General features: G+C 63.9%; 20 protein-coding genes and 2 tRNA genes. 7 read left to right on the plus strand and 15 right to left on the minus strand.

Annotation, left to right across the window (positions count from 1 at the left end; genetic code table 11):
• Positions 1-199: 199 nt before the first annotated feature.
• Positions 200-1,642, plus strand: coding sequence for a hypothetical protein (locus FEJ81_RS17305; protein WP_138246462.1), 1,443 nt, complete (start codon positions 200-202; stop codon positions 1,640-1,642).
• 136 nt (positions 1,643-1,778) lie between these two features.
• Entirely contained in the window at positions 1,779-2,534 is a 756-nt protein-coding gene (locus FEJ81_RS17310) for a DUF5781 family protein (RefSeq protein ID WP_138246463.1), read from the plus strand.
• A 100-nt stretch (positions 2,535-2,634) separates the two neighbouring features.
• On the opposite strand, the gene FEJ81_RS17315 is transcribed toward FEJ81_RS17310, so the two are convergent.
• From FEJ81_RS17315 to FEJ81_RS17325, 3 genes are all read right to left on the minus strand, one after another.
• Positions 2,635-3,624, minus strand: a complete 990-nt coding sequence (locus FEJ81_RS17315) for a hypothetical protein (RefSeq protein WP_138246464.1) — start codon at positions 3,622-3,624, stop codon at positions 2,635-2,637.
• Between the two features lie 236 nt (positions 3,625-3,860).
• Positions 3,861-4,469: a 30S ribosomal protein S7 gene (locus FEJ81_RS17320; protein ID WP_138246465.1), complete on the minus strand. Its 609-nt coding sequence runs from the start codon at positions 4,467-4,469 to the stop codon at positions 3,861-3,863.
• Positions 4,470-4,471: 2 nt separating this feature from the next.
• Entirely contained in the window at positions 4,472-4,900 is a 429-nt protein-coding gene (locus FEJ81_RS17325) for a 30S ribosomal protein S12 (protein WP_004267302.1), read from the minus strand.
• 444 nt (positions 4,901-5,344) lie between these two features.
• On the opposite strand from FEJ81_RS17325, the gene FEJ81_RS17330 reads away from it, so the two are divergent.
• The gene (locus tag FEJ81_RS17330; RefSeq protein WP_138246466.1) at positions 5,345-5,998 is read left to right on the plus strand and encodes a 4-vinyl reductase; all 654 of its coding nucleotides are present in this window, start codon (positions 5,345-5,347) and stop codon (positions 5,996-5,998) included.
• 67 nt (positions 5,999-6,065) lie between these two features.
• Here FEJ81_RS17330 and FEJ81_RS17335 read toward each other — a convergent pair whose 3' ends face one another.
• From FEJ81_RS17335 to FEJ81_RS17365, 7 genes are all read right to left on the minus strand, one after another.
• On the minus strand, positions 6,066-7,577 hold the full coding sequence (locus tag FEJ81_RS17335) for an aldehyde dehydrogenase family protein (RefSeq protein WP_138246467.1): 1,512 nt from the start codon (positions 7,575-7,577) through the stop codon (positions 6,066-6,068).
• 204 nt (positions 7,578-7,781) lie between these two features.
• Complete coding sequence (locus FEJ81_RS17340) at positions 7,782-8,207, minus strand: NusA-like transcription termination signal-binding factor (protein WP_138246468.1); 426 nt, start codon at positions 8,205-8,207, stop codon at positions 7,782-7,784.
• A 3-nt stretch (positions 8,208-8,210) separates the two neighbouring features.
• On the minus strand, positions 8,211-9,407 hold the full coding sequence (rpoA2, locus tag FEJ81_RS17345; protein ID WP_138246469.1) for a DNA-directed RNA polymerase subunit A'': 1,197 nt from the start codon (positions 9,405-9,407) through the stop codon (positions 8,211-8,213).
• On the minus strand, positions 9,400-12,327 hold the full coding sequence (locus FEJ81_RS17350) for a DNA-directed RNA polymerase subunit A' (protein ID WP_138246470.1): 2,928 nt from the start codon (positions 12,325-12,327) through the stop codon (positions 9,400-9,402). Before FEJ81_RS17350 ends, rpoA2 begins: the two co-directional genes overlap by 8 nt.
• 3 nt (positions 12,328-12,330) lie before the next feature.
• On the minus strand, positions 12,331-14,160 hold the full coding sequence (rpoB, locus tag FEJ81_RS17355; RefSeq protein WP_138246471.1) for a DNA-directed RNA polymerase subunit B: 1,830 nt from the start codon (positions 14,158-14,160) through the stop codon (positions 12,331-12,333).
• Positions 14,161-14,163: 3 nt separating this feature from the next.
• Positions 14,164-15,744 carry a DNA-directed RNA polymerase subunit B'' gene (locus tag FEJ81_RS17360; RefSeq protein ID WP_138246472.1) on the minus strand — a complete coding sequence of 527 codons (1,581 nt, stop codon included), beginning with the start codon at positions 15,742-15,744 and terminating at the stop codon, positions 14,164-14,166.
• Positions 15,745-15,972 carry a DNA-directed RNA polymerase subunit H gene (locus tag FEJ81_RS17365; protein WP_138246473.1) on the minus strand — a complete coding sequence of 76 codons (228 nt, stop codon included), beginning with the start codon at positions 15,970-15,972 and terminating at the stop codon, positions 15,745-15,747. It lies immediately after the preceding gene.
• 329 nt (positions 15,973-16,301) lie between these two features.
• Here FEJ81_RS17365 and FEJ81_RS17370 point away from each other — a divergent pair.
• The 4 genes from FEJ81_RS17370 (at position 16,302) to FEJ81_RS17385 (ending at position 19,739) form a co-directional block, all read left to right on the plus strand.
• Positions 16,302-16,374: transfer RNA gene (locus FEJ81_RS17370), tRNA-Asp, on the plus strand.
• Positions 16,375-16,810: 436 nt separating this feature from the next.
• Positions 16,811-16,883 (plus strand) — tRNA-Asp (locus tag FEJ81_RS17375).
• A gap of 168 nt (positions 16,884-17,051) precedes the next feature.
• Positions 17,052-17,501 (plus strand): group I intron-associated PD-(D/E)XK endonuclease, encoded by a 450-nt coding sequence (locus FEJ81_RS17380; RefSeq protein ID WP_138246474.1) that lies wholly within the window; start codon positions 17,052-17,054, stop codon positions 17,499-17,501.
• Positions 17,502-17,585: 84 nt separating this feature from the next.
• The gene (locus tag FEJ81_RS17385) at positions 17,586-19,739 is read left to right on the plus strand and encodes a bacterio-opsin activator domain-containing protein (RefSeq protein WP_138246475.1); all 2,154 of its coding nucleotides are present in this window, start codon (positions 17,586-17,588) and stop codon (positions 19,737-19,739) included.
• Positions 19,740-20,437: 698 nt separating this feature from the next.
• Here the strand turns inward: FEJ81_RS17385 and FEJ81_RS17390 are convergent.
• The 5 genes from FEJ81_RS17390 to FEJ81_RS17410 form a co-directional block, all read right to left on the minus strand.
• Positions 20,438-21,208, minus strand: coding sequence for a protein-L-isoaspartate O-methyltransferase family protein (locus FEJ81_RS17390; protein WP_138246476.1), 771 nt, complete (start codon positions 21,206-21,208; stop codon positions 20,438-20,440).
• Between the two features lie 88 nt (positions 21,209-21,296).
• Positions 21,297-21,941: a protein-L-isoaspartate(D-aspartate) O-methyltransferase gene (locus FEJ81_RS17395; protein WP_138246477.1), complete on the minus strand. Its 645-nt coding sequence runs from the start codon at positions 21,939-21,941 to the stop codon at positions 21,297-21,299.
• 79 nt (positions 21,942-22,020) lie between these two features.
• Positions 22,021-22,674, minus strand: coding sequence for an HVO_0476 family zinc finger protein (locus FEJ81_RS17400; RefSeq protein WP_138246478.1), 654 nt, complete (start codon positions 22,672-22,674; stop codon positions 22,021-22,023).
• A 126-nt stretch (positions 22,675-22,800) separates the two neighbouring features.
• Positions 22,801-23,382: an LURP-one-related/scramblase family protein gene (locus FEJ81_RS17405; protein WP_138246479.1), complete on the minus strand. Its 582-nt coding sequence runs from the start codon at positions 23,380-23,382 to the stop codon at positions 22,801-22,803.
• A gap of 138 nt (positions 23,383-23,520) precedes the next feature.
• Positions 23,521-24,525, minus strand: a complete 1,005-nt coding sequence (locus FEJ81_RS17410) for an aminopeptidase (protein WP_138246480.1) — start codon at positions 24,523-24,525, stop codon at positions 23,521-23,523.
• Between the last annotated feature and the right edge of the window lie 48 nt (positions 24,526-24,573).

Raw genomic sequence — 24,573 nt, forward strand, 5'->3', positions numbered from 1 at the left:
CGCGACCGCCGAGGTCGCGATCGATCACCGGCGTTCGGGTCGAAGACGGCGGTTGAAGCCCGACACCGGTAACAACATTCATCAATCTGTGACAGAAACGCAGGATGACATGGTGGACTCGAGCCGACGGGCGTTCCTTGCGGGGGGTATCGCAGCGGGAAGCGTGGGGATAGCCGGGTGTACGGGCGACATACCCGGGTTGAGTGAGGACGAGACCGACGACGGCGACGGTGACGAGGGGCCGGCGTTGCCGGCGTTTCACAGTTGGTTGTACGCGCCCGAGACGATCGGGATGGGGTCGTACACCTACACGTACGTCGACGACCGGTTCGAGGACTCGAGTCGCGAACTGCCGTCTCGGAACGTCGACTGGGCGACCGAGACGGTCACCTACGTCGACAACGAGCAGTTCGACGGCATCGATCACGCCGTCTCGATCGATTACCGCGAGGACCGAACTACGTTCGGGCTCGCCGTCGTAGACGGGTTCGACCCGGCGACGATGCGGTCGGAACTCGAGGACGCGATCACCGACGAAGACGGCGTGGAAACGGAAACGTACGCGTCCCACGACGTGTACTTCGACGAGGAGTACGCCGTCGCGATCGGCGACGGCACTCCCGCGACGTACCTCGTCGGGAGCGCCAACGCGGATCGTGAGGCGACCGGTCGCGACATCGTCGAGGCGATGATCGACGCGCGAGCGGGGACCGCAACGCGGCTCCACGAGGGCGACGAGACTGCCGCGCGACTCCTGCGTCGACAGGACGAGCGGGCGGTCGTTTTCGGCGCGCCGACGTTGCAGGGCCGCGCCGAATCGCTGTTCGAACCCTCGAGCGGCGACGGGACCGACACGCCGTCGGTCGAAGCCGCCGGCTTTAGCGTCGACGCGGACGAATCGGGCAGCCGCTACCGGGTAACCGTGATCACCGAAGAGCCCGTCGAGGACCCCGACGGGTTGGCCGCTGATCTCCCCGTTCTCGAGCGGGTCGACGAGCCGTCGGTCACGCAAGACGGGGTCGTACTCACGTACGAGGTAGAACGCACCGCGGACGGGACCGACTCCGGCGACGAGCGGTCGGGCCCCAAGGCGAGGTTCGAGGTCGAAATCGATGGCGACACGGCGGAAATCACGCATACTTCCGGCGATTCGATCCTCGCCGACGAACTCGAGGTGCGGATCGAGACCGGTGGGCGGACTCGGACGATTCCCTTCGGCGTACTCTCGAGCGCCGACGAGGTGCAGGCGGGCCACACCGCGAGCGTCTCGGTCGGCGACGCTGACCCGGGGTCGGACCTCCGAATCGTGTGGACGCCCGGACCGACCGTGCTCCACGCCGAGACGCTTCCGGAGGAGACGAGTCGCGTCCCGGACGCGTCGTTCGAGATCGAATTCGATCGTACTCTCGATACCGCGACCGTCCAGCACACGGGCGGTGATTCGATACCCGCCGCGGAACTCGATATCGTCATCAATAGACGAACGCTCAACTGGCCCAAGCTATCGAACGAGCAGACCGTCGAAGCGGGCGATTCCGTCACGGTCGATCTGACCGAGGACGACTACGGCGAGTCCATCTTCGTCGGCTGGCAAGTCGAAGGGGAAATCCTCGCGAGTTGGTCGGTGCCGCGGTCCCAGTGACGACGAACCCTGTCGACGACCGGACGGGAACCGGTCTCCGCTGACGACCGGGAGTCCCCGGCAGGTGGAGAACGGTTCGGTTCCGTGCAACCGCACAAAAGAGTCAAATCCCGTCGGACTCTTGGTACTGCTACACATGGATATTCGCGTACAGGGACCGGGACCGACTTCTCCATTCCTCAGCGCCCGCGACCTCTTCGAAACCGAACAGGACCTCTCGCTGCCGGTCCACGTCCGCCTGCGGGACGACCCCGACGAGCGGACGTGGGCCGCCCACTACGACGACCACCACGTCCTGAACATCTCGAGGCAGGCCGCCTCGTCGGCGATGGCCCGTGAACTCGCGCTCCACGAGTTCGCCCACATGGCCCGCCACGAACAACAACATCCCTCCCACACCCAGTCCACCGAAGAGGTGCTCTACCTCGCGCTGGCCGGGAAGAGCGTCGAGCGGCGCAAGCTCTCACACTGCTACCAGATCGCGAACCACATGAAAGACATCTACGCCGACGACATCACGCTCTCGGTCGGCCCCGGCGAGAAGCTGCTCTCCTTCCTCGAGTCGAGTCTCGCAGCGGCCGTCGCCGACCGGCCGGAGACGCCGCCCAGACCGGGATTCGAGCGACTCTCCGCGAGCGCAGATCCCGAGATCACGGCGGTGAACGCGGCCTTCGCGCTCGCACTCGCCGAGCGACACGATCTGGTCGACGAGGACCACCGGCTGTACGATCTCGCGCACGCGGCTGCGATGGACGCCCCGGAAATCGACTTCGACGGGTTCAAACGCCGGTTTCGGGAGCTCGCACGGGAACCCGACACGAGCACGTATCGGCAGGTGCTCGTCGACGCGACGCGCTCCTACGTCGGCAGCGGGAGTCGCGCCGCGGACTGACTCGGCGGCAGGAGTCGTCGCCGATGGCCTGACCCTATGCGACCGACGAGCCGACGGCGACCGACGAATCGGACGCCGATCGCACATCCGACTGCCCATCTCAGTAGTACATCGCGGTGACGCCGCCTTTGAGGAGGTACCTGATCGCAGTTCTGAAGCCGAGCGTCCCGGAGTGTTCCCAGTGCCCGCTGACCTCGAGCGTCGTTCCCGACACGCTCGTGGACTGGGAGTGTGAGACCCTCGTCTCCGGGATAACGGGAAAGTCGATGTTGTAGTAGTCCGCGGCGGCGGACGTGCGGTCGTAGTCCCGGTCGTCGGTGTGCCACGTGGTGTTGAACGCATCCGGGATCGAACAGTCATAGAGCGACGGAATCTCCGCACAGGGGAACCGATCGCCGAACTCCTCGCCGTCGCACGTGGAGCCGTCCACCGTTTCGAAGCGGCCGGTCGAGTCCGCGATGGAATAGTCCGTCGCGTCGCTTCGGTCGATATCGACCACCAGATTGGTCCGACAGAGCGGTCCACACTCGCTCGAGCTCGTCTCGACTGCCGTCACCGCGTCGCCGAGGTGTTCGAAGGCCGGCTCGTCGAGCCCCTGCGTACTGACCTGACCCGTCTGATCGCGGTCGGTACCGTCGAACTGCTCGGCCGGGTCCACGGTGTCTACGTCCCGCTCGAGCGCGACCGCATCCGAACCGAGATCGGCGATGCTCGCGTCGCTCCACGTCGTCTCGTCGCTGTCGGGTCGAATCGAGTCCGGCTCGAGCGAGAGGGAGTGACTGACTTTCGTGAGATCGGCGTCGCTGCGCGTCTCGGACGCGTCGATCTCGTGACTGGCTTTGATCTCCCCGCGAACGACGTTCTGTCGACCGCGCCGAAGGAACGTGACGGATGCGCGTTCGACCGCTGGGTGCCCGTCCGTCTCGACGGCGAGTTCGGTGAGCACGGTCTCGTCCGCCGATCGGTCGTGCCGGTCGTGGTCGCGGGCGGCAACGCCGGCCGTCCCGATAAGTGCGAGCGACGACGTCGCGCTCGCGCGTTGCAACAGCGATCGGCGGTCCAACTCGAGCGGCGTGGAGTCGTCAGACATGACGTGTCGGCCACTGTCATTGTCATCCCAGATATAAGTATCGTCAGAACTGAGTGTTTATCTATCCGACTGCACAGCTGATTCATCCTCGCTCAGTGAGTGACGGTTCCGGAAGGGATCGATACTCCTCGAGTCGGCGCTCGAAGCATCGGTTCTCGACCGCGAGTCGGACCGACGGCTGGAAATGTCGATAGCGAGCCGCAACCTCGAGAGAAAACAACCGAAAGACGCTCCGCTTAGCGGGCGGCCGCCGCGACGCGTTCTTTCTCTTCTTTCTGACTGACCGCGTAGGTCTGGACGTCGTAGTTGGCCGCGCCGATGAGCTGGCGGGCGATGGCCTCGTCGACGTCGGTCGTCGTCTTGAACGAGTCGTTGTAGACGCCCTCCGCGAGGAACTTCAGCGCCTGGTCGACGCGGCGCTGGGGCGCAACGTCGACGGCCTTCGGGACCGAGATGCCACCGTATTTCAGGCGGACGGTCTCCTCCCGCGGGGCCGCGTTCTCGACTGCCGTGACGAGCACCTGAATGGGGTTGTCCTCGGTACGCTCGTTGATGATGTCGAAGGCGTCGCGGACGTAGTTGAGCGACTGCTGTTTCTTGCCCGTGTTCTCCTCGGTCTGCATCAAGCGGTTGATGAAGCGCTCGACGATAGAGATCTCGGACTTCTTGAACTGTTTGCTGGCGTGGCGACCCGCGGTGTGAGCGACGGGCGAGACCGTGATGTAGCGCTCGGTCGAGGGGTCGGCGTACTCGATCTCGACGAGGTCCCACGTGCCGAAGAGCTTCGCCGAAACGTCTGCACCACCGGCCGGCGCGTCCGGATCTGGTTGATCTTCTGCAGCCATGATTATCGCACCGGTTTCTCCGCGTTCCCGCGAACGAGTTCCTTCAGCGCGACGCCGTTGACCTTGTCGACCTTGTAGTTGACACCGGAGAGGTCACCCATCGCACGACCCTTCGCCCCACCGATGCCGGCGATGGTGACTTCGTCGTGTTCGTCGATGAACGAGATCGCACCGTCACCGGGACAGAACGCGGTGACCTGCTTCCCGTTTTTGATCAGCTGCACTCGGACGCACTTTCGGATCGCCGAGTTGGGCTGTTTGGCTTCGATGCCGACCTTTTCGAGTACGATACCGCGAGCCTGAGGTGCGCCCTCGAGCGGGTCGGACTTCTCGCGAAGTCCACGGGCGCGGCGCGCGTAGTCCGAGTCGGACCACCGCTGATTCTGGCGGTCCTTCTTGAGCTTGCGCGCGGCGTATTTGCCGTTTGCCATAGGGGCCGCTATCCGTCGAAGGCACTTAAGCGACCTGTTTCGACCCGGCGTTACGGCTCGAGAACGGTCGATCAGGGTCAACGAAGGGATATGAGACGGTTTCACCACCGCACGGCAGCTCTCGGGCTGTCCGCTGCAGTCTCCTGTCCGGAACCCAGCCGAAAGTGCGGAATTATAGGGAGAGCGGGTGATTCGGCGATCATTTCGTTCGATCGCTGAGGTGCCGTTCTCGAGTCTCATGGATGCAGACTGCTCCGGACAAGCAATCGACGGCCGATTCCGATCGGCACGTCGAATCGGAAACTGCCGTCTTCGATCTGATCCATCGACCGAGACACAGAGGTCCCACGGACAGCGAATCGGCTCCCGGATACTGACAGCCTGCTCTCATACCGAACAGTAACGAGAGGATATTAGTTATATGGTTCATATTCTGTACTCGCTATGAGTACAATCACTACGGTATTAGTTACCACGTCTTGGCTCAAGCGACTACTCGGAGGCGGCGACGAAGAGTCCCAGTCCGAGACCGAATTACCCGCTGTGAACGACCGAATCGGCTACGACGGATCGCTCGAGGACGCGGAAGTGATCGGGCGGAGTCCCGTGTCGTATATCGCCGCGGGCGAATCGGTCTCGTCGTTCGTCGGAAAACAGATCACCAACAAACTCGCCGAACACGGACTCGAGGACATCGAGCCCGAAGAGTGGTATCCGCTCGCCATTCCGCTGGCCATGTTGTACGATATGCGTGACGAGTACGGCGGGGTTAGGATGCGAAACATGGGACAGAACGTCCCCGAGCACGTCGAATTCCCGCCGGAGCTCTCCGACGTCGAGAACGCGTTACGAGGGATCGATCAGGCCTACCACCAAAACCACCGCGGCAGCGGGATCGGGTCCTACGAGTTCCAGCTGGACGGGGAAACCGAAGGCGTGATGACCTGTGAGAACCCCTATCCGTGCGAGTTCGATAAGGGACTCATTCAAGGGGTCGCCAGAAAGTTCGCCGACAGTCCCGTCGAGGTCGAGGAAGTCGGCGACCAGTGTCGATCGGACGGCGGGCAACACTGTAAGTATCGCGTCGACTGGATCTGATCGCGCCCCCGTCACAACGGATAATCAGTCTCGAACAGCTCTCCAGTCTCGGGTGTCGAACCCAGGGTCAGTACGGGTACTCCCGCGGCTCGCGCTGGATCGAGATCCACTTCAGCGTCGTCAGGGTATCCATGATCCACTCGTCGTTGTACCGCCCCATCCCTGACGCGCCGACGCCGCCGAACGCGACGTGTGGCTCGTCGTTTAACGGCTGATCGTTGATGTGGACCATGCCCGTCTCCATCGCGTCAGCCACGTCGCGCGCTCGAGCCACGTCCGTCGAGTGAACGGATCCCGAGAGACCGTACTCGGTGTCGTTGGCGATACGGATCGCTTCCTCGTCGTTCTCGAATGGGATAACCGGCGCGACCGGTCCGAAGTGCTCGTTGCAGGCGACCGGCATGTCACTGGAGACATTCGATAGCACCGTCGGTTCGACGAACAGGTCGTCGTGGTTCCCGCCGGTCTCGACCGTCGCACCGCGCTCGACCGACTTCTCGACGAAGCCGACGATCTTGTCGCGCTGGCTCTCGTTGATCACCGGTCCGACGAGAGTCCCTTCCTCGAGCGGATCGCCGATGGGGAGCTGCTCGGCGCGGTCGGCCAGTCCGGCCACGTACTCGTCGTACAGCGACTCGTGAACGAGGTGGCGATTGATAGAGATACACTCCTGTCCCTGATGGGTGAACGACCCGAACGCGCCGGCGTCGATCGCCCGCTCGAGGTCGGCGTCTTCGAGCACGACGTGAGCGTTGTTGCCGCCCAGTTCCAGCGCGGGCTCCGTGTACGAGCCGACGGCGCGCTGGCCGACGCCGCGTCCGACTTCCGAGGAGCCGGTAAACGACATCACCGACGGAACGTCGTGGCCCGAGAAGTGATCGCCGATTTCGTGGCCGTATCCGGGGACGACGTTCAGGACGCCCTCGGGAAGACCGGCCTCCTCGAAGACCTTCGCAAGCACGAGCCCGCCCGTCAGCGGAGTGTGCTCGTCGGGCTTTAGCACGACGCTGTTGCCCAGCGCGATGGCGGGTGCGACGACACGACTGGAGAGATACAGCGGGAAGTTCCACGGCGTGATGACGCCGACGACGCCGGCCGGTTCGCGCACGAGCAGGTTCTCCTTGCCCGGCGTGACCGAATCCTTGCGGCGGCCGCCGTCGCGCATCGCCAGCCCGGCACCGACCTCCATCGTCCCCTGTGCGAGCTGGGTCTCGAAGCCAGCCTTCAGTTGGACGCCGCCGCACTCGACCGCGAACAGCGTCTCGAGGTCGGCGGCGTACTCGCCGAGTAGCTCACAGGCCTCGGAGACGATCGCGGCTCGCTCCTGTGGGGGTCGCTCAGCCCACTCCTCTTGGGCTGCCGCCGCGACGGCGTACGCCTCGTCGACATCGTCCTCGGTTCCCGATGGCACCGTGGTCACGGTCGTCCGCCTCGCGGGATTTTCGACATCGATCGAGTCGCGGTCGCCAGCGGGAACCCACTCCCCGTCGAGATACAGTGCGTTCCACCCGTCTTCCGGTGCGATATCGAGTTCGTCTACGTCTCGCTCGTCAGCAGATTGCGTCTCCGTACCCGTCATACGAATTCGTTCTAGGTGGCGTCCGTTTATTGGTTTGGTTATGATAGTCTCGAGCAGAAATGGGAGGACAGACTCGCAGGAAGGCGCTACTGCGTCGAGGTGAAACCGATCACTGGTCGCGCAGCATCTCAGCTGCCAGTCACTAACCGCTACCAAGTGTTGTGTATCGACGGACGGTAACGAAGGGAGGGGGAGAACGAACGCTCAGATCAGCTGCACGTCGTCGATCCCGAAATGGCGCGCCGCGAGCGTTCGGGCGGCGTCGATCGTCCGCCCGTTCGTGCCGATCGCGACGCCGTGGTCGTCTTCCGCGACTTCGACGTAGGCGACGGTATCGTTGTTCTCGCTGATGGTGACGTTGTACACCGCCGCGGGCGCGAGGAGGTTCGCGACGAACTCCTCGGCCGTGTCCGCCCCTTCGACGAGGCGAACCTGCGCGTTGACTCGGTCCTCGAGGCGCTCGACCGTGCGGCCGCCGGGGCCGATCGCCTCGCCCATGCCGCCGCGTTCGACGACGATCAGGAGCCTGTCATCGCCCTCGGTGACGAGACAGTCCCGGCCGTCGACACCCGTCACGTCCTCGAAGGCGGCGAGATATCGACGGGCGTCGTCATCGAGGGTAACGCCCATCGATCAGTCGGCCTGACTGCTACCGGAAGTGGTCGATCCCATCCGGAGGTCGACGTCGCCGGTCCCGAGCTTGATCGGCTTGCCGACGATGACGTTCTCCGTCACGCCGTCGAGTTCGTCGACCTCACCGTGGATCGCGGCGTTGAGCAGGTGATTGACCGTCACCTCGAACGCCGCGCGGGCGAGGACGGACTCCTTCGAGCCCGAGATGCCGTGGCGACCGATCGACTCTATCTCGCCGCGGTTGGTCATCATGTCCGCGACCAACATCAGGTGCCGAACGTTCACGTCGTCGAGGCCCTGTTCGGCGAGCGTGTTGTTCGTTTCCTCGATGATGGCTTCGCGGGCGGCCTCGATCCCGAGTTCGCGGTGGATCTCGTGGATGTTGTTACACGTCGTCCGCGAGGCGTCGACGCCCTCGATCTCGAGGGCATCCCCGAAGGCCGATCCCTCGGTGTAGAGGACGAACTCCTCGTTGCCGTTATCGAGTTCCTCGCGGCGGATGACGACCCGCGAGACCTCCTCGATTCCCTTGAACGTGATGTCGCGGAGCTCCTCGACGAGTTGGAGGAGATCGCGGTAGGACGGCTCTTCGGGGCCGAATTCGATCTGGGACCCCTGCTGGACCGTACTCACGCCGAGCGAGTCCTCGATGATCTCGGCGACCTCTTCGGCCGTGATCATCCGTTCCTGAAGCGTGTCCTCGTTGAGCGAGATCTGGACGCGCATGTCCGCGACGTTCGTCGAAACGTCGCCCAGCGCGAGAATCTGGGTCGCCTCGATGTTCCAGACGACCTCGTGGGCCTTCTCGCGTTCGGTCGCGTACTCGCCCTCGAGGTAGACGGTCATCATCGGCGTGTCCGGGGTCTTCCGAGCGTCGACCAGCTCGATCAGCCGGGGCAGCCCCTGGGTCACGTCGATCTCCGCGACGCCGGCGTAGTGGAACGTGTTCATCGTCAGCTGCGTTCCGGGTTCGCCGATCGACTGGGCCGAGACCGTCCCGACGGGGTCGAGCGGGTCAACGCGCGTGTCGAGATAGCGGGTCTCGACGGCCTTCGCGAGTTCGTCGGCCTCCTCGACCGTCGCGCCATCGCGGGCCTCGAGCGTCTCGTAGACCTCGTCTTTGAGCCGGCGGGGAAGGTCGGTGTCCTCGACGACCGCGATCGTGTCGTCGTCGACGGCGTACTCGACGTTAGTCATCGGAGGTCACCTCCGTGCCCTCGGTCAGTCGATCGTCGGCGTGTTCCGAGAGGTTCGTCGGTCGCGGTCTGGACCCGAGGAACTCCTCTCGCTCCTCGGCCGAGTCGAACTCGGAGTCGAGCACACGGCTGGCGATGTGCTCGACGTCGATGTCGTTGTCCTCGTCGGAGGAGACCTTGACCGGCGAGGTGCCGTCCTCACCGAACTCGAACTGAACGATCGTGTCCGAGGTGTCCCGAACCGTACCGTCGTACTGCGTCTCGAGTTCGGAGAGGGCGTTGATCAGCCGCCGCTGCAGGTACCCGGACTTGGAGGTCCGGACTGCCGTGTCGACCAGGCCCTCGCGGCCACCCATCGCGTGGAAGAAGAACTCCCGCGGCGTGAGCCCGCTCGTGTAGGAGTTCTCGACGAAACCGTGTGCCTCGGCCGAGAGGTCGTTAGGCTCGTAGTGAGAGAGGGTGCGGTCCTCGTAACCGCGGTTGATTCGCTCGCCCCGAACCGCCTGCTGGCCGACTGCACCGGCCATCTGGGTCAGGTTGAGCATCGATCCGCGGGCACCGGAGTCCGCCATGACGACGGCCGGGTTGTCGTCGTCGAAGTGCTCGTCCGCGATGTTCCCCGCGTTGTCGCGGGCACGCGAGAGCGTCTGCATGATCTTCATCTCGAGGGTCTCGTCGAGGGTCCGACCGGGAAGGCTCTCGAGTTCGTTGTTCTCGTAGGCCTCGATCAGCTCTTCGACGCGGTCGTTCGCGTCCTCGATGGTCTCGTCGATGCGGTCCTGTGCCTCGCCAGGGATGGTCTCGTCGTCGATCCCGATCGAGAACCCGAAGTGCATGATGGCACGCATCGCCAGCGTCGAAACCTCGTTGACGAAGATCCGGGCGCGGGTGTTGCCGTAGACCTTCGTGATCGTGTCGACGATCTCGCCGCCGAACTCGCCGACCTCGTCCTCGGCGATCGTCCCCTTGAGCAACTGGCCGTCCTCGACGACGACCTCGTCGCCGACGGTGCCGGTGAACTCGAGGTTCAGATCGTCTGGCAGCAGTTCGGAGAAGACGTCGTACCCGGTCCAGAACGGTTCGCCCTCGTCGTCGATGCCGCTGGGTTCGGGCAGTTCGTCGATCCGGGTGGCACGCAGCAGGTCCAGTGCCTGTGTCTCGTTGAACCGGGGGTTGTCGTGGGTCAGGAGGTACATCCCACTGATGTGGTCCTGAATGGCCCCGATGATGTTCTCGCCGAACCGCGGCGAGAGCATCTGTTCTTGGACACGCATGAGGACGCGCGCTTCGGCGCGGGCCTCCTCGTTTTGGAGCGCGTGCATGTTCATCTCGTCGCCGTCGAAGTCGGCGTTGTACGGCGGACAGACGACGGTGTTCAGCCGGAACGTCTTGTACGGCATGACCACGACCTCGTGGGCCATGATCGACATCCGGTGGAGCGACGGCTGGCGGTTGAAGATGACGATGTCGCCGTCGATGAGGTGGCGGTTGACCTCCCAGCCGGCCTCGATCTTCTCGGCGAGCTGTTCGCAGTTCTTCTCGGTCACCTTCAGCCGACGACCGTCCGGTCGTCGGACGTAGTTCGCGCCGGGGTGGCCCTCGGGGCCGTTCGAGACGAACCGGCGGGCGTCCGCGACGTTGCGCTCGGTGACGTTCATCGTCTGGGTCATCTCCTTTGCGACGCGGTCCGGCACGCCGACCTCGTTCAACGAGAGGGTCGGGTCCGGCGAGATGACGGTTCGGGCGGAGAAGTTCACGCGCTTGCCCGAGAGCGAGCCCCGGAAGCGACCCTCCTTGCCCTTGAGCCGTTGGGAAAGGGTCTTGAGCGGCCGGCCGGAGCGGTGTCGCGCCGGCGGCGTCCCCGAGATTTCATTGTCCATGAAGGTGGTAACGTGGTACTGGAGCAGTTCCCAGAGGTCCTCGATGATCAGCTGGGGCGCACCGGCCTCGCGGTTCTCCATGAACCGCTGGTTGATCCGGATGATGTCGACCAGCTTGTGTGTCAGGTCGTCCTCGGAGCGCTGACCGTTATCCAGCGTGATCGACGGTCGTGCGGTGACCGGCGGTACCGGAAGGACGGTGAGGATCATCCACTCGGGCCGGGAGCGTTCGGGGTTGATCCCCAGTACCTCGATGTCCTCGTCCGGGATGTTCTCGAACCAGTCCCGGATGTCGCTCGGCATCAGCTTGTTCGTGTCCTCCTCGGTCAGGTCGATATCCAGCGCCTTCTCGATGGCCTTGCGCTGACTCTCCCGCGGGCGGAACGAGCCCGAGAGGATCTCGTTGACTCGAGTGAGTTCGATCTCCGTTTGCTCGGCGAGTTCGTCCGGCGTCGTTCGCTCGACGCCTTCCTCCTCGTCGCCCTGCATCGCGCCGGCGATGCGCTGGGAGTACTCGCTCGTGAGAACCTGCTGGACCTCGTAGTAGGTGGTCGGCTTCTCGTGGTCGATGTCGTACTGGATCTCGCCGCAGAACGGACACCGGTCTTTCTTGCGAGCCTGCCGGATCGCCGCCTTCGTCACGTCGTTGAGATCGCGGCTCAGCTTCCGGGACTCGTCGAGTTGGCCGTGGAACTCGTCGCGTTCGTCCTCGGTGAGGAGGAGCTTCGAACACTCCCGACAGGTCCCTCGCAGGAGCCGCCGGATGAGCTTCGTGAAGCCGACGTGGATGACGGGTGCGGCCAGTTCGATGTGGCCGAAGTGGCCGTTACACGAGCCCGAGTGCTTCCCGCAGGTCTTGCACTCGAGGCCGGGGTCGATCACGCCGAGACGCGGGTCCATCAGCCCCATGTCGATGGGGAATCCGTCGTCGTCGTAGGTGTCGGCGGTGATGATCTTCGTCGCGCTCATCTCCCGGTACTCCTCGGGCTCCATGAGCCCGAAGGAAAGTTGTCCGATGTCTTTTGGTGTCGTGTCTTGCATGGTTTAGACGGCGTCCTCCAGTTCGAGTCGCGGTGCGATACCCAGCGCCTTCATCTCGTCTAACAGGAGCTTGAAGGCGTAACTCATCTCGATCTCGTGGATATCGGTTTCCTCGTCGCAGTTCGGACAGTAGACACGCCGTTGTTCGACGTTTTCGACCGCGCTCATCCCGCAGTTCGCACAAATGTGGATGAACTCGCGGTCGGACTCGTCGAGGAGTCGTTCCTTCAGCGTCATCGCGGCCCCGTGACCGATGAACACGTCGCGTTCCATCTCCCCGATACGGAGTCCGCCCTCGCGGGCGCGCCCCTCCGTCGGCTGCCGGGTCAGCACCTGCACCGGCCCGCGAGAGCGGGCGTGCAGCTTGTTCGAGACCATGTGGTAGAGCTTCTGGTAGAAAATGACGCCGACGAAGATCTCGGCCTCGATCTTCTCGCCGGTGACGCCGGAGTACATGGTCTCCTTGCCGGCCGAATCGAAGCCGGACTCCTCGAGTCCGCCACGGAGTTCGTCCTCGTCCTCGCCGAGGAACGGCGTCCCGTCGACGCGGCGACCCTCCATCGCGCCGAGTTTGCCGCCGATCATCTCAAGGATGTGACCGACCGTCATCCGCGAGGGCAGCGCGTGCGGGTTGACGATGAGGTCCGGAACGACGCCCCCCTCGGTGAAGGGCATGTCCTCTTGGGGTGCGAGGTGGCCGATGACCCCCTTCTGTCCGTGTCGCGACGCGAACTTGTCCCCGAGTTCGGGGATCCGCTCGTCGCGCACTGAGACCTTCGAGAGCTTCGAGCCGTCCTCGCCCTCCATGAGCGTGACGGTGTCGACGATCCCGGATTCGCCGGATCGCATGGTAACGGAGGTCTCGCGCCGTTTCTGTGGCGAGAGACCGCCCATGTCGTCGGGCTCCTCGAGGAATCGCGGCGGGGAGGTCTTCCCGAGCAGGACGCTGTTCTCGTCGACCGTCGTCTCGGGGTTGACGAGGCCGTCCTCGTCGAGGTGGTTGTACGCTTCCTCGCCGCGGGCACCGCGGACGTCCTGTGAGGGGATCTCGAAGCGGTCTTCCTGTCCGCCGGGGTAGCGGCGTTCCTCGCCCTCGTAGGTACGGAAGAAGTGCGAGCGCGCGAGTGCACGTTCGACGCTGGCCTTGTTCATGACCAGCGCGTCCTCGATGTTGAACCCTTCGTAGCTCATCACGGCGACGACGAAGTTCTGTGCCGCCGGCCGCTCGTCGTAGCCGATCTGTTCGGTGGTCTGGGTCTTCACCATCGAGAGCTGCGGGTAGTGCAGCAGGTGCTGGCGCGTGTCCGGCCGGATCCGATAATTGGCCGAGGGGAGCCCCAGCGACTGCTTGATCATCCCGGCCCCCATCGTAATGCGGGGCGAGGCGTTGTGCTCGGGGTACGGAATCATCCCCGCACCGATCGAGAAGATCAGCGACGGGTCGATCTCGAGGTGGGTGTGTTTCTCGGTCAGATCGCCCTCGTCGACGGCGACGAGGATGTCCTCTTCCTCCTCGGCGTCGATGAACTCGATGTAGCCGTGATCGACCAGATCCTCGAACTCGAGGTCGCCCTCTTGGAGCGCGTCCATCTCCTGCTCGGAGATGCGCGGCTCGCCGTCCTCGACGACCAGTAGCGGTCGTCGGGCCCGTCCCGCGTCGGCGTTGACGATCACTTCGCGGGTGCGATCTTTCACCGAGACGTTGACCATCTCGCTGACATCGCCGATGCGTCGCGCTTCCCGGATCTGTTCTGCCAGTTCGTGCGGATCGGGGTGTGTCCCCACCAGCGATCCGTTGACGTAGACTTTCGCCTCTCGTTGTTGGCTGCTCATGATTTAGTCGTCCCCTGAGGCCGCCGTTCGTTCGATTCCCTCGAGGCCGGGAATGCCCTCGACCCCCATGGATGCCAGTTCGCGTTTGAGTTCCTGTTCGTCCTCGACGTTCTGGGAGAGCTCCATCGACTGCGCGAAGTTCTTCACCAGTCCGCAGTTCGGTCCCTCCGGCGTCTCCGATGGCCCGATGCGACCCCACTGGGTCGCGTGCAGGTCCCGCGCTTCGAAGTGTGGCTGCGAGCGCGAAAGCGGGCTGCGAAGCCGGCGCAGGTGCGAGAGAACGCCCATGAAGTCGGTCCGGTCGACCAGCTGGCTCACGCCGGAGCGGCCGCCGACCCAGTTCCCCGTCGCGATCGGGTGCTCGAGGCGCTCGGTCAGGACGTCCGAGCGGACGACCGTGTTCACCGAGAGCTGTCGGTTACGCATGTTCGCACGCTCGAGCTGGTATTTCACGTCCCGCGCCAGCTTGTTCAGCGCGGTCCGGAACAGGTCCTTCATCAGGTCACCGCTGACCTTCAGGCGCTTGTTCGCGTAGTGGTCCTTGTCGTCGGACTCGCGCCGACCGAGCGCGAGTTCGAAACAGGCCTCGGCCATCCGACAGAGGTAGTGGGCCTTGTTGATCCGCACGTCTTCCTCCTCGACGCCGTCCTCGTGGAGGTGGGGCAGCAGATAGCGGTCGATGACGTAGTTGGCCCGCTTGAGCTGGTAGTTTTTCCCCTGGCCGGAGGCGACGCGTTTCCCGAGTTCCTCGATGGCCCCCTCCTCGGTCTGGACCTCCGCTTCCTCGAGGTTTTCCAGCATGTACTTGACGACCTCGGGATCGTTCGAGACCTTGTGAACGATCTCCTCGTCGCTCTCGAGCCCGAGTGCACGCACGAGGGTGACGAAGTTGATCGATCCCGAGACCGACGGGAACGAGACCTCGAGCAGCCCTTCGCGGTTCCGTTCACACAGCACCAGTGCACGGTAGCCACGGCGCTGCGAGAAGGTCTTTGCGACCTGAATCTCGTCGCCGTACTTGCTGTCGTACTCCGCGAGGATCTTGTTCGGTGCGAGGTCCTCGCTCGTCATCAGGACTCGCTCGGAGCCGTTGACGATGAAGTAGCCGCCGGGGTCGGCGGGGTCCTCGCCGATCTCGATCAGCTCCTCGTCGGAGAAGCCGGCGATGTTACACTTGTCGGAGCCGACCATGATCGGCATCCGGCCGATCTTCGTCTCGGTCGAGTCGACGACCCGCTGGTCGCCTTCCTCGCCCTTGACGATGGACATCTCCATGAACACCGGCGCGGAGTAGGTGATGTTTCGGAGTCGAGCCTCCTGTGGGTACAGCAGTTCTTCGGAGCCGTCAGCCTCCCGAACGCGGGGCGTGACGACGCGGACATCGCCCAGTTCGACGTGGACCGGTTCCTCGCCTTCCTTGTCGCCGATATCCGTGTCGATCGTCGCCTTCTCGTCGACGACCTCCTGCATCCCCCGGTTGAGGAAGGCGTTGAACGAGCGGTAGTGATGTTCGGCGATCCGTTCCTTCGAGAAGTATTCGCGCGAGATCTCTCGTCGTTTGTCGCGGTTGAGTTCTGTTGCCATTTATTCCACCACGTATCGATAGACGACTGACTGCTCGGTCGTCCGCGAGTCGCGAACGATCTTGATTACGTCGCCGATCTCCGCGTCGTCCGGCAGCGCGGCATCGTTGCGCTTGATCTTCGGTAAATCTGTACGGTCGATATCGTATTCCTCGAGCACCTCCTCGAGGGCCTCTTCCTCGAGGATGGTGTGCTCCGGAACCAGTTCGTGTTGGCTTACGTCTACCATGTATTGGTGTGTGTGTGGGTGTGCGTGTCGGCTATTGGGAGAGAAGCGGCTGTCACGAGATACTACAGGCAGGTAGCGGCGGGAGGCATTTAACGGTTACTAACTCGACGCACAAGCAGGGCTACCCGGCCGGGCGAACCTGACCGGAACCGTCGATCACACTCGAGAGTATCCGGTTCTCAGTTATATTCCTTGTGGGTCGTGGGGTTCGGTATCACGGATCTGGAATCTGTGACGGGCTCGAGCCGATAATCACGGGGCGGCTGCCCGTACCATACGGCGTTTAATTGAAAAGCCTTAATACCAGTAGCGGGCAACGATGTGATGGAGCCCGGGTGGTGTAGTGGCCCATCATACAACCCTGTCACGGTTGTGACGCGGGTTCAAATCCCGCCTCGGGCGCTTTTTCGAGGAACAAATCGACGAGCGGAGCGAGTCGCTGTTCCTCGAAAAACGGAACGAAGGATTTGAAAACAAAGAGACGCATGCACGGAACGGTCGAACGAAGTGAGACCGCAGCCCGGAACGTCTCTGTCGGGTTCAAATCCCGCCTCGGGCGCTTTCTGTCGACGTTACTCCTCGAGTGAATACTGTACCGACGAGAAGAGTCCGTGATCGGATTGGACAATGAAAACGTCGCGTCTCGTATTCTCACCGGGAAGAATATTCGCTCCGACTATGCTGAGTTGTCGATGTGATGATGCAATCTCGAACGCACAAAATCGTGGATGCCGCTCGGAAATGATTCGGCCTGATGGACCAGTTTCTGTCACTGAACCGTCCAAACGATCCTGGAACAAAACCCTTAATACTGTGACCGGGAAACCAAGAGTTGCAAGCCCGGGTGGTGTAGTGGCCCATCATACAACCCTGTCACGGTTGTGACGCGGGTTCAAATCCCGCCTCGGGCGCTTTTTCGAAGATCAAACCGATGAGCGTTTCGTGCGGCAGTACGAAAACGAAGCGGCACTCCGTGAGCGAAGTAAGCGGTGGTTTCAACAAAACTGCAGCTAGAACAGCACCGCTACGACTGGTTTGCCGCCCAATTGTTCTTACCCGATCCCGCGGCGTATCTCGATATGCGGAACTCGAAAGCGGTCGGCGACGAAACCGAAGCGAGAGCGATTTCCGAACTCATCGCGTCCGGCTACAGCGTCTCGATTCCGTTTGGCGATAACGACAAGTACGATTTGATCGTCGACGACGGGACCGACCTGTACCGAATTCAGTGCAAAACAGGGTGGTCGAATAAACCGGAAACGCTCCGATTCAACACGCATTCACAGACGACGAAAGACGGTACCTATCACGAAGAGACGTATCACGGGTTGATCGACGCGTTTCTGGTCTATTATCCTGAAAACGAGCAGTTTTACTGGATCCGTGCGGCCGACGCAACGGGACAGAAGATGGAACTTCGGTTCGAGTCCGAAATAGATCACCCATCGATAAACTGGGCGATGGACTACGAATTCGACGGCTGTATCCCGTGCACTCCCGAATCCGGCCCAAACGAGACGACTAGGTAATTCGAACGAACGATAGTCGAATGCTAATCGTTTAGTCACTCCTCATCAGTACGTCAGGAAACGCTCGCGTGGGAATTCAGATCAATGACGGAACCGATCACCGTACTCGTCGTCGATAACGAACCGGGATTCGCCGATCTCGCCGGAGAGATGCTCGAGCGAGAGCGCGATTCGATCGTCGCCGAGACGGCGACGGACGGCACGGCGGCGCTTGACGTACTCGAGCGCCGCGATGTCGACTGTATCGTCAGCGATTACGAGATGCCCGAAATGACGGGTCTCGAGTTGTTAGAGCGCGTTCGCGAGGACGATCCCGATCTGCCCTTCATCCTGTTTACGGGGCGGGGATCGGAGGAGATCGCAAGCGAGGCGATCGCAGCAGGCGTCACCCAGTACCTCCAGAAGGAGTCGGGGAAGAAGCAGTACGCGTTGCTGGCGAATCAGATCAGGAACGCCGTCGCGCAGTATCGCACGGAAACGGAACTCCGCGAGAGCGAGCGCCGCTACGAGCGGACGTTGACGACGTTACACGAGACGACGCGGGACCTGATGCGGGCGGAGACCAAAGACGAGATCTATCGATCGGCGGTCGAAACGGCGGGCGAGATCCTCGACGTGACGGTCGCCGCGGCCTACGCGTTCGAGCCGACGGCCGGCAGCCTCGAGCACGCGGCCTCGACGGGGCGATCCCCCGAACTGGGCGATCCGGAGCAGACCTTCGAGCGGGGCGAAGGACTGGTCTGGGCGACGTTTTCGGAGGGCGAGAGCGCCTACTACGAGGACGTGACGTGCGAGGACGGCGCGGAGGCATCGGCCCCGCTGGAGGACGGCATCGAACCCGCCGAGACGTTGGGCCGGAGCGAGCTGATCGTTCCGCTCGGGACCCACGGCGTCTTGGTCGCAGGTCGCGAGGAGGTCGACGGGTTCGACGAGACGATGATCGAGCTGTTGCACATTCTGGCGGCCAACACCGAGGCCGCACTGGATCGGGCCGAACGCGAGCAGTTGCTTCGGGATCACGATCGCACCCTGACCCGGCAAAACGAGGAGCTGACGCGGCTCAACCACACCAACGAGATCGTCCGGGAGATCAATCACGGGATCGCGCAGGCATCGACGCGCGCGGCGATCGAGGAGACGGTGTGCGATCGCCTCGCCGAGACGGACCGGTACCGCTTCGCCTGGATCGCCGCGGACGACGACGAGCCGCCCGCACCGACCGCTTGGTCCGGGATCGACGCGGCCTACATCGACCGGATCCGCGGCGACGGCGCGTGCGCGCCCGAGATCACGCTGGCCCGCGAGACGCTCGAGACCGGGCGGGTGCAACTGGTACGCGACGTCCTCGAGGACGGCCGCTGGGAATCACGGCGCAAAGCGGCGTTGACCTACGGCTATCAGACGGTGCTCGGGATTCCGCTGATCGCCGACGACCGCCGGTACGGCGCGCTGGTGGTCCACGTCTCGGGGGCCGATTCGGTCGGCGAGAGCGAGCGGGAGGTACTGGCTGAACTCGGGGAGACGACCGGGCACGCGATCCGGTCGGTCGAGCGGACACGGGCGATGGTGACCGACAGTCGCCTCGAACTCGAGCTCGCCGTGAGGGATTCGCGGCTGCTGCTCAATCGGCTCTCGGCGTACGTCGAGACGGCGGCCCCGATCACGCTCGAGGGCGTCATCGACCGCGGCGAAGACGGGATCGTCCTGTTCGTCAGCGCGCCGGCGACGGCGTCGCTCACCGACCTCGAGACCGAGTGGGCGTCGATCGAGACGCTGTCGGTAGTGTCCGACGGTGACGAAGAGACGCTGTTCGAACTCACGGTCACGTCGACCCCGTTCCTCGACGTGTTGCGAACGTACGACGTCCAGATACGGCTGGCGACGGCCGAAGACGGTGCCTCGACGCTCGTCCTCGAGGTGCCACAGGGCGTCGAGACGCGGTCGCTGGTCGAGGCGATCGAGGCGGAGTACCCCGAGACGGAACTGGTGGCGAAACGGGAGACGACGCACACGCGATCGGCGCGGCGGCTCGATGCTTACCTCGCGGAGCGGCTCACCGACAAGCAGTTCGAGGCGTTACAGGCGGCACACTACAGCGGCTTCTTCGAGTGGCCCCGAGAGAGTACCGGCGAGGATCTCGCGGACGCGCTCGGCGTGTCGCCGCCGACGTATCACTACCACTTGCGGGCGGCCGAGCGGAAACTCGTGACGCTGGCCTTCGACGGGTATTCTACGTAAGTAGTACCGTGAGGGAAGCGGCTACAAACAGGTAGGACGTATTCTTATTTCGCATCGGTTCCTACCGAATAGTGGCGATCTGAAACCACTCGTCGCCACCCTCATCCCCACCCCTTTCCGAACCGATTTCCGATAGCGACGGCGTTCTCTTCGATCCGCTCGAGGCCTCGGTAGCGAAACCCGGACAGCCGCGGCTGGCGACCGAGACTGAGACGATGGGTCCCGCGACCGATTCGTGAACCGAGTACCTGTGGGTCGAGACAATCGTCACTGCGGTCTCGAGAGCGCGATGAGCGCGTGATCCGCTATCGATCTCACGCGTCGGCTGAGTTACTATGGGTATCGGAAAGCGATCACCGTAGCAAATTGGGTGAGTAGGTACTAATTAATTAGTGCCACTCGTCAAACGCCACTAAAGAATTAGAAATTACGTTTAACCCCCACCAGTGTGTACCCGTAAGTGGCGATCTGAGACAGACTGTCGCCACCCCCTTTCCCCCACCCCCACTTTCCGACGTACTGAAACTGTGAGTGGCATCGGTCCGTCGCGCTACCCGTTGAGACGACGGTCTGCTGTGCGCTCGAGAAACGCCAGTCGTCGGGACTCGCGTCTTCTGGACGAAATCCATCGAGAAGTACCCGTCAGAATCGGTTCCGAACGCGGCTCTCGCTCTCACACTCGCCAGAGAGCGGCTGTGCTACTGTGATCGGCTCCGTTGGGACTGCCGGTCGATCGTCTCGTCCCACTCGATCCAGTCCTGTTCCCAGCCGCGGCGGGATTCGGCGCGTCGCTGTGCCCGTTCGCGATCCTCGCGGGCCATTCGGTTGCGTTCGACGGCACCCGACTGTTCGCCCTCGACCAACAGCGGATCGAACGAAACGGCGTCGAAGCGATCGATCTCACCGTCGGCCGAGACCGCCTCGAGTCGCTGTTGGTGGGTGCCGCGCGGAAAGACCAGTCGCCCCTCGTCAGTCAACTGCTCGAGCAGCGCGCGAGGCGGATCGACGGCGGCGGCCTCGAGGAGAATGCGGTCGAACGGCGCGTATTCGGGCAGGCCGTCCGCGCCGTCGCGACGGTCGACGAGGACGCCGTCGTAGCCCGCTTCGGCGAGATTCCCTCGCGCTTCGACGACGAGCGGCCGGGAGATGTCGACGGCGTGGACGTTCGTCTCGCCGACGATTTCGGCCGCCACGGCGGCGGTGTAGCCGACGCCGACGCCGACGATCAGTACCGACTGGTCGTCCTCGAGGGCGAGGGCCTGCAGCAGTCGCGCCACCGTCCGCGGCGCGAGGACGCGAGTGCCGAGCGCCTCGTGGTCGCGGTCCGCGTAGGCCGTCCGTTCCTCGTCGATGAACGCGTGGCGAGGCACGTCGCGCATCGCGACGGCGAGATCCTCGTCCGCGAGGATGTCCCTCGGTGGGGACTCGAGGCCGTCGACCATATCCTCTCGCAGTACCGCGGGGTCCATACCCCAGCTATCGGGGCGGCTGTTATGAATGACGCGCTTGCGCGGTCACCCACGACGGGGCTCGAGTCGGCGGCGTCGCAGCGCCGACTTAGCCCCGCATCTCAACGAACCGAACGCCGCCGTGCTCGGTCCGCTCGAGCGAGCCGTCCGCCCGCTTCGTGGCACTGACGAGTCGCTGACTCCCGATCCCGGCCCCGATCGGCGCGAGAATCTGACCCCCGGTTCCGACCTGCTCGACGACGGGATCGGGAACGGAAGACGCCGCGCAGGTAAAGTAGGCCGCGTCGTAGGGCGCGCGGTCGGGCCATCCCTCGCGGCCGTCGCCGGCGCGGACCGAGACGCCGTCGTAGCCGAGTTCCGCGAGTCGATCGCGGGCCCGATCGGCCAGTTCCTCGCTGTATTCGACGGTGTAGACGCCCTCGTCGCCGACCAGTTCCGCCGTGACCGCGGCGTGATAGCCACAGCCGGTCCCGATCTCGAGGACATCGTCGCCGGGGGCGACCGCGAGCAGATCGGCCATGATCGCGACCATGTGCGGCGCGCTGATCGTCTGGCCATCGCCGATCGGCAGCGGGCGGTCGGCGTAGGCCCTGTCCCGGCGGTCGGGCGGGACGAACTCGTGGCGCGGGACCGCCTCGAGCGCCTCGAGGACGCGGTCGTCGTCTACCCGCGGTGCGACGGTCTCGACCATCCGCTGGCGCGGAGCCTCGTCGCTGTCGGAATTGTCGAACATGGGTGACCGAGTACGCCCTCGAGAACCGTATGGTACCGGGTAGCAAATACGGGGCGGTGTCAGAAACCGGGAGAACCGCTTACCACGCCGACCAGGCGCTGCTCTGCTCGTCGTAGGCGTAGACGCGCTTGACGTCCTTCGCGAAGGCGGTGTCGCCGCCCTCGTCGAAGCGGTCCCGTCGGTAGCCCTCGGCGTCGCCGCGGACGACGAAGGCGTCGATCTCGAACTCGTCGTCGCCGAAGGACTCGACCGCGCCGACCTCGAACTCGTAGTCGCCGGGGACGTGGACGGTGATGCTCCGGCTGTCGTCTCTCGAGCCGTCTTGGGGATGGACGGTGACGTTGACGCCGACGTTGTCGACCTCGCGGGTCCAGACGGTCTCGATCTCGTCCGCGGGAGCCTCCTCGACTCGCTTCTGGCCGTCGAGTTCGACGCTCGTTACGCGAACCGTCGAGAGGACTTCCTCGGTCTCGAGGATGAACTCGTCGCCGACCTCGATCGTCTCGTCTTCGGGCGTGGTGACGTTCGCCGTAAAGGACTCGCCGCCCTGCGAGACGACCACGTCGACCGTGACCTCGCTCTCGCGGTCGGGCTGGACTTTGTGAACGTGACTACACTCGCTGCACCGAACGGTGAGGGTACCGCCGCCTTCCGTGAGTACCTCGTGGACCGTCTCGAGGTCCGGCGAGCACGAGGGACAGGGCGTCGGAACCCGATCCGGGATTTCGCTCATAACCCATCGTAGCGGCTACGCACCTAAAAGCCGATTGAACCGGTCGTCGCCGCCTGCGATCCTCGACTGTCGACCGAACCGGCCGACTGCATCGGGTTCGGTTCGGGAGGCGGGCGTGAGACGCGGTTAGTTCCCCTGAATCGCGTCGATGACCATCGCCGCGGCGACGATGGGCTCTTTCGGGACGGAGCTGGCGTCGTCGATGACGATCTCGTAGCGGTCCCGCAGCGAGAACTGGCCGTCGATCGAGCCGACGTGATCGCCCGTCTGGTCGGTGATCTCGTACTTGTGGGGAATCAAGCCGCCGAACGGAACGACGTTCCGAGCCAGCGTCACCATCGCGCCGCGGGAGTTGATCTCGGCCAGTTTCTCCTCGGTCGTCGCGTCGCGGATCTTCCACGTATCCTGGAGCAGCGAGTAGTCGTTGTCCAGAATGATCAGATCCTCGCCGGTTCGGGCGTCCGTGAGGACGTAGTTCCCCGCCACGTCGATGATGCCACCGGCTTTGACCGTGAACACCTCGTCGCCGTCGGCGTCGACGAAGGGGAACTCCTCTTTCATCTTCAGCATCTTCTGTTTCCCCCGGAGGACGACGTTCCCGTCGCGGTCGAGCGCTCGGTACTTGTTTCGAATAAAGCCCTGTTCGACCGTGTAGCGGTCGTCCGTAAGTTCGATACCCTCGATATCGTACCCTCGAGTGTCGCTCATCGTCCTCACTCAGACAATGCCCATACTTGAATCTACCAGGTTCAGACAGGAATACTGATGTGTTAGACGAGCCGATACGAGGACTTCTCCGGCTCGAGACCGGGTCCGCTCGAGAGGCGCTGAGAGAGCGCGTTCCGGTCAGTCGGATTCCGGCGTCGGCAGTTCGATCGGATCGCCGTCGGCGAAGACCGTCGGCTCACGGAGGATGCCGTCGAGGTGGATCGGCGCTTCCGTCTCGCCACCGATCCCCGCGTTGTCGCCGATCGCGATGTGGACGGTACCACCCGCCTTCTCGTCCAACAGGACCGAGCCGACGAGTTCGGTGACGGCGACGTTCGTGCCGATGCCGAGTTCCGCGAGGTTGTACGCGGCGTCGCCGACCGTCTCCGCGGCTTCGCCGCTCCGTTCCGAGGCGCTTCGCGCCTCGCTTTCCTCCGCCGCGTTCTCGACCGTCTCGCGGATCTCGTCGTCCGAGATGTGCGTGACGAGACCGTCCTCGACCTCGAAGGTGAGCCGGTGACCGTCCGCGAGCAGCCCGTGGGGCCGCATCGTCCCGTCGACGACGAAGGTGCCGTCGGCGGTCTCGGGGCTGATGAAGACCTCTCCCGCGGGAAGGTTCGACATCTCGCCGGGCTCGTGGACGATGCCGGTATCGGAGAGCCACTCGCGGTCCGCGACGCCGAACGTGATATCGGTTCCGGCGTCGGTCGTCACCCGAATCTCGTCGGCTCCGGCGACCTGTTCCCGGACCGCCTCGCAGTGGGCCGCGATCGACTCGTAGTCGGCTGCCAACCCGGTCGTGAAAACGTCCTCGGTGATCCCCGGGAGCGTCGCGACCCGTGCCCCAGCCTCGTTTGCCTCAGTCCGGGCGCGGGTGTGACTCAGGCTCTTGGTCGTCGGCGCGAGGACCACGTCAGCCGCCGCCATCGCGGCCGCGACGGGCTCGGGAGGCTCGCTGCCGTGGGTCTCGCCCGGCGGATAGCGGACGATCACGGCGTCGTCGGTGATCTCGCTCGCAACCTCGTAGATCGCCTCCCCGATCGGTTCGCGCTCGTCGTCCGTCACGACCGCACACGACTCCTCCCCCTCGAGATTCAGACACTGGCGGACCGCCGTCTCCGCCGCGGCTCGAAGTGCTGTCATACGTGCGTGTGCGGCGAGCGGACCGATATGTCTTGCCCTCGGCCGCGA

The sequence above is a fragment of the Natrinema versiforme genome (genome assembly GCF_005576615.1).
Taxonomy (GTDB): Archaea; Halobacteriota; Halobacteria; order Halobacteriales; family Natrialbaceae; genus Natrinema; species Natrinema versiforme_A.

Bases quoted from the DNA above. Each gene is read 5' to 3' on its own strand.
- FEJ81_RS17390 (WP_138246476.1), bottom strand. From the start codon at position 21,208: ATGGACCCCGCGGTACTGCGAGAGGATATGGTCGACGGCCTCGAGTCC.
- FEJ81_RS17385 (WP_138246475.1), top strand. From the start codon at position 17,586: ATGACGGAACCGATCACCGTACTCGTCGTCGATAACGAACCGGGATTC.
- FEJ81_RS17325 (WP_004267302.1), bottom strand. From the start codon at position 4,900: ATGGCAAACGGCAAATACGCCGCGCGCAAGCTCAAGAAGGACCGCCAG.
- FEJ81_RS17395 (WP_138246477.1), bottom strand. From the start codon at position 21,941: ATGTTCGACAATTCCGACAGCGACGAGGCTCCGCGCCAGCGGATGGTC.
- rpoA2 (WP_138246469.1), bottom strand. From the start codon at position 9,407: ATGACTAACGTCGAGTACGCCGTCGACGACGACACGATCGCGGTCGTC.
- FEJ81_RS17330 (WP_138246466.1), top strand. From the start codon at position 5,345: ATGAGTACAATCACTACGGTATTAGTTACCACGTCTTGGCTCAAGCGA.
- FEJ81_RS17310 (WP_138246463.1), top strand. From the start codon at position 1,779: ATGGATATTCGCGTACAGGGACCGGGACCGACTTCTCCATTCCTCAGC.
- FEJ81_RS17320 (WP_138246465.1), bottom strand. From the start codon at position 4,469: ATGGCTGCAGAAGATCAACCAGATCCGGACGCGCCGGCCGGTGGTGCA.
- FEJ81_RS17400 (WP_138246478.1), bottom strand. From the start codon at position 22,674: ATGAGCGAAATCCCGGATCGGGTTCCGACGCCCTGTCCCTCGTGCTCG.
- FEJ81_RS17405 (WP_138246479.1), bottom strand. From the start codon at position 23,382: ATGAGCGACACTCGAGGGTACGATATCGAGGGTATCGAACTTACGGAC.
- FEJ81_RS17350 (WP_138246470.1), bottom strand. From the start codon at position 12,327: ATGCAAGACACGACACCAAAAGACATCGGACAACTTTCCTTCGGGCTC.
- rpoB (WP_138246471.1), bottom strand. From the start codon at position 14,160: ATGAGCAGCCAACAACGAGAGGCGAAAGTCTACGTCAACGGATCGCTG.
- FEJ81_RS17360 (WP_138246472.1), bottom strand. From the start codon at position 15,744: ATGGCAACAGAACTCAACCGCGACAAACGACGAGAGATCTCGCGCGAA.
- FEJ81_RS17335 (WP_138246467.1), bottom strand. From the start codon at position 7,577: ATGACGGGTACGGAGACGCAATCTGCTGACGAGCGAGACGTAGACGAA.
- FEJ81_RS17410 (WP_138246480.1), bottom strand. From the start codon at position 24,525: ATGACAGCACTTCGAGCCGCGGCGGAGACGGCGGTCCGCCAGTGTCTG.
- FEJ81_RS17380 (WP_138246474.1), top strand. From the start codon at position 17,052: ATGCGGAACTCGAAAGCGGTCGGCGACGAAACCGAAGCGAGAGCGATT.
- FEJ81_RS17365 (WP_138246473.1), bottom strand. From the start codon at position 15,972: ATGGTAGACGTAAGCCAACACGAACTGGTTCCGGAGCACACCATCCTC.
- FEJ81_RS17315 (WP_138246464.1), bottom strand. From the start codon at position 3,624: ATGTCTGACGACTCCACGCCGCTCGAGTTGGACCGCCGATCGCTGTTG.
- FEJ81_RS17340 (WP_138246468.1), bottom strand. From the start codon at position 8,207: ATGGGCGTTACCCTCGATGACGACGCCCGTCGATATCTCGCCGCCTTC.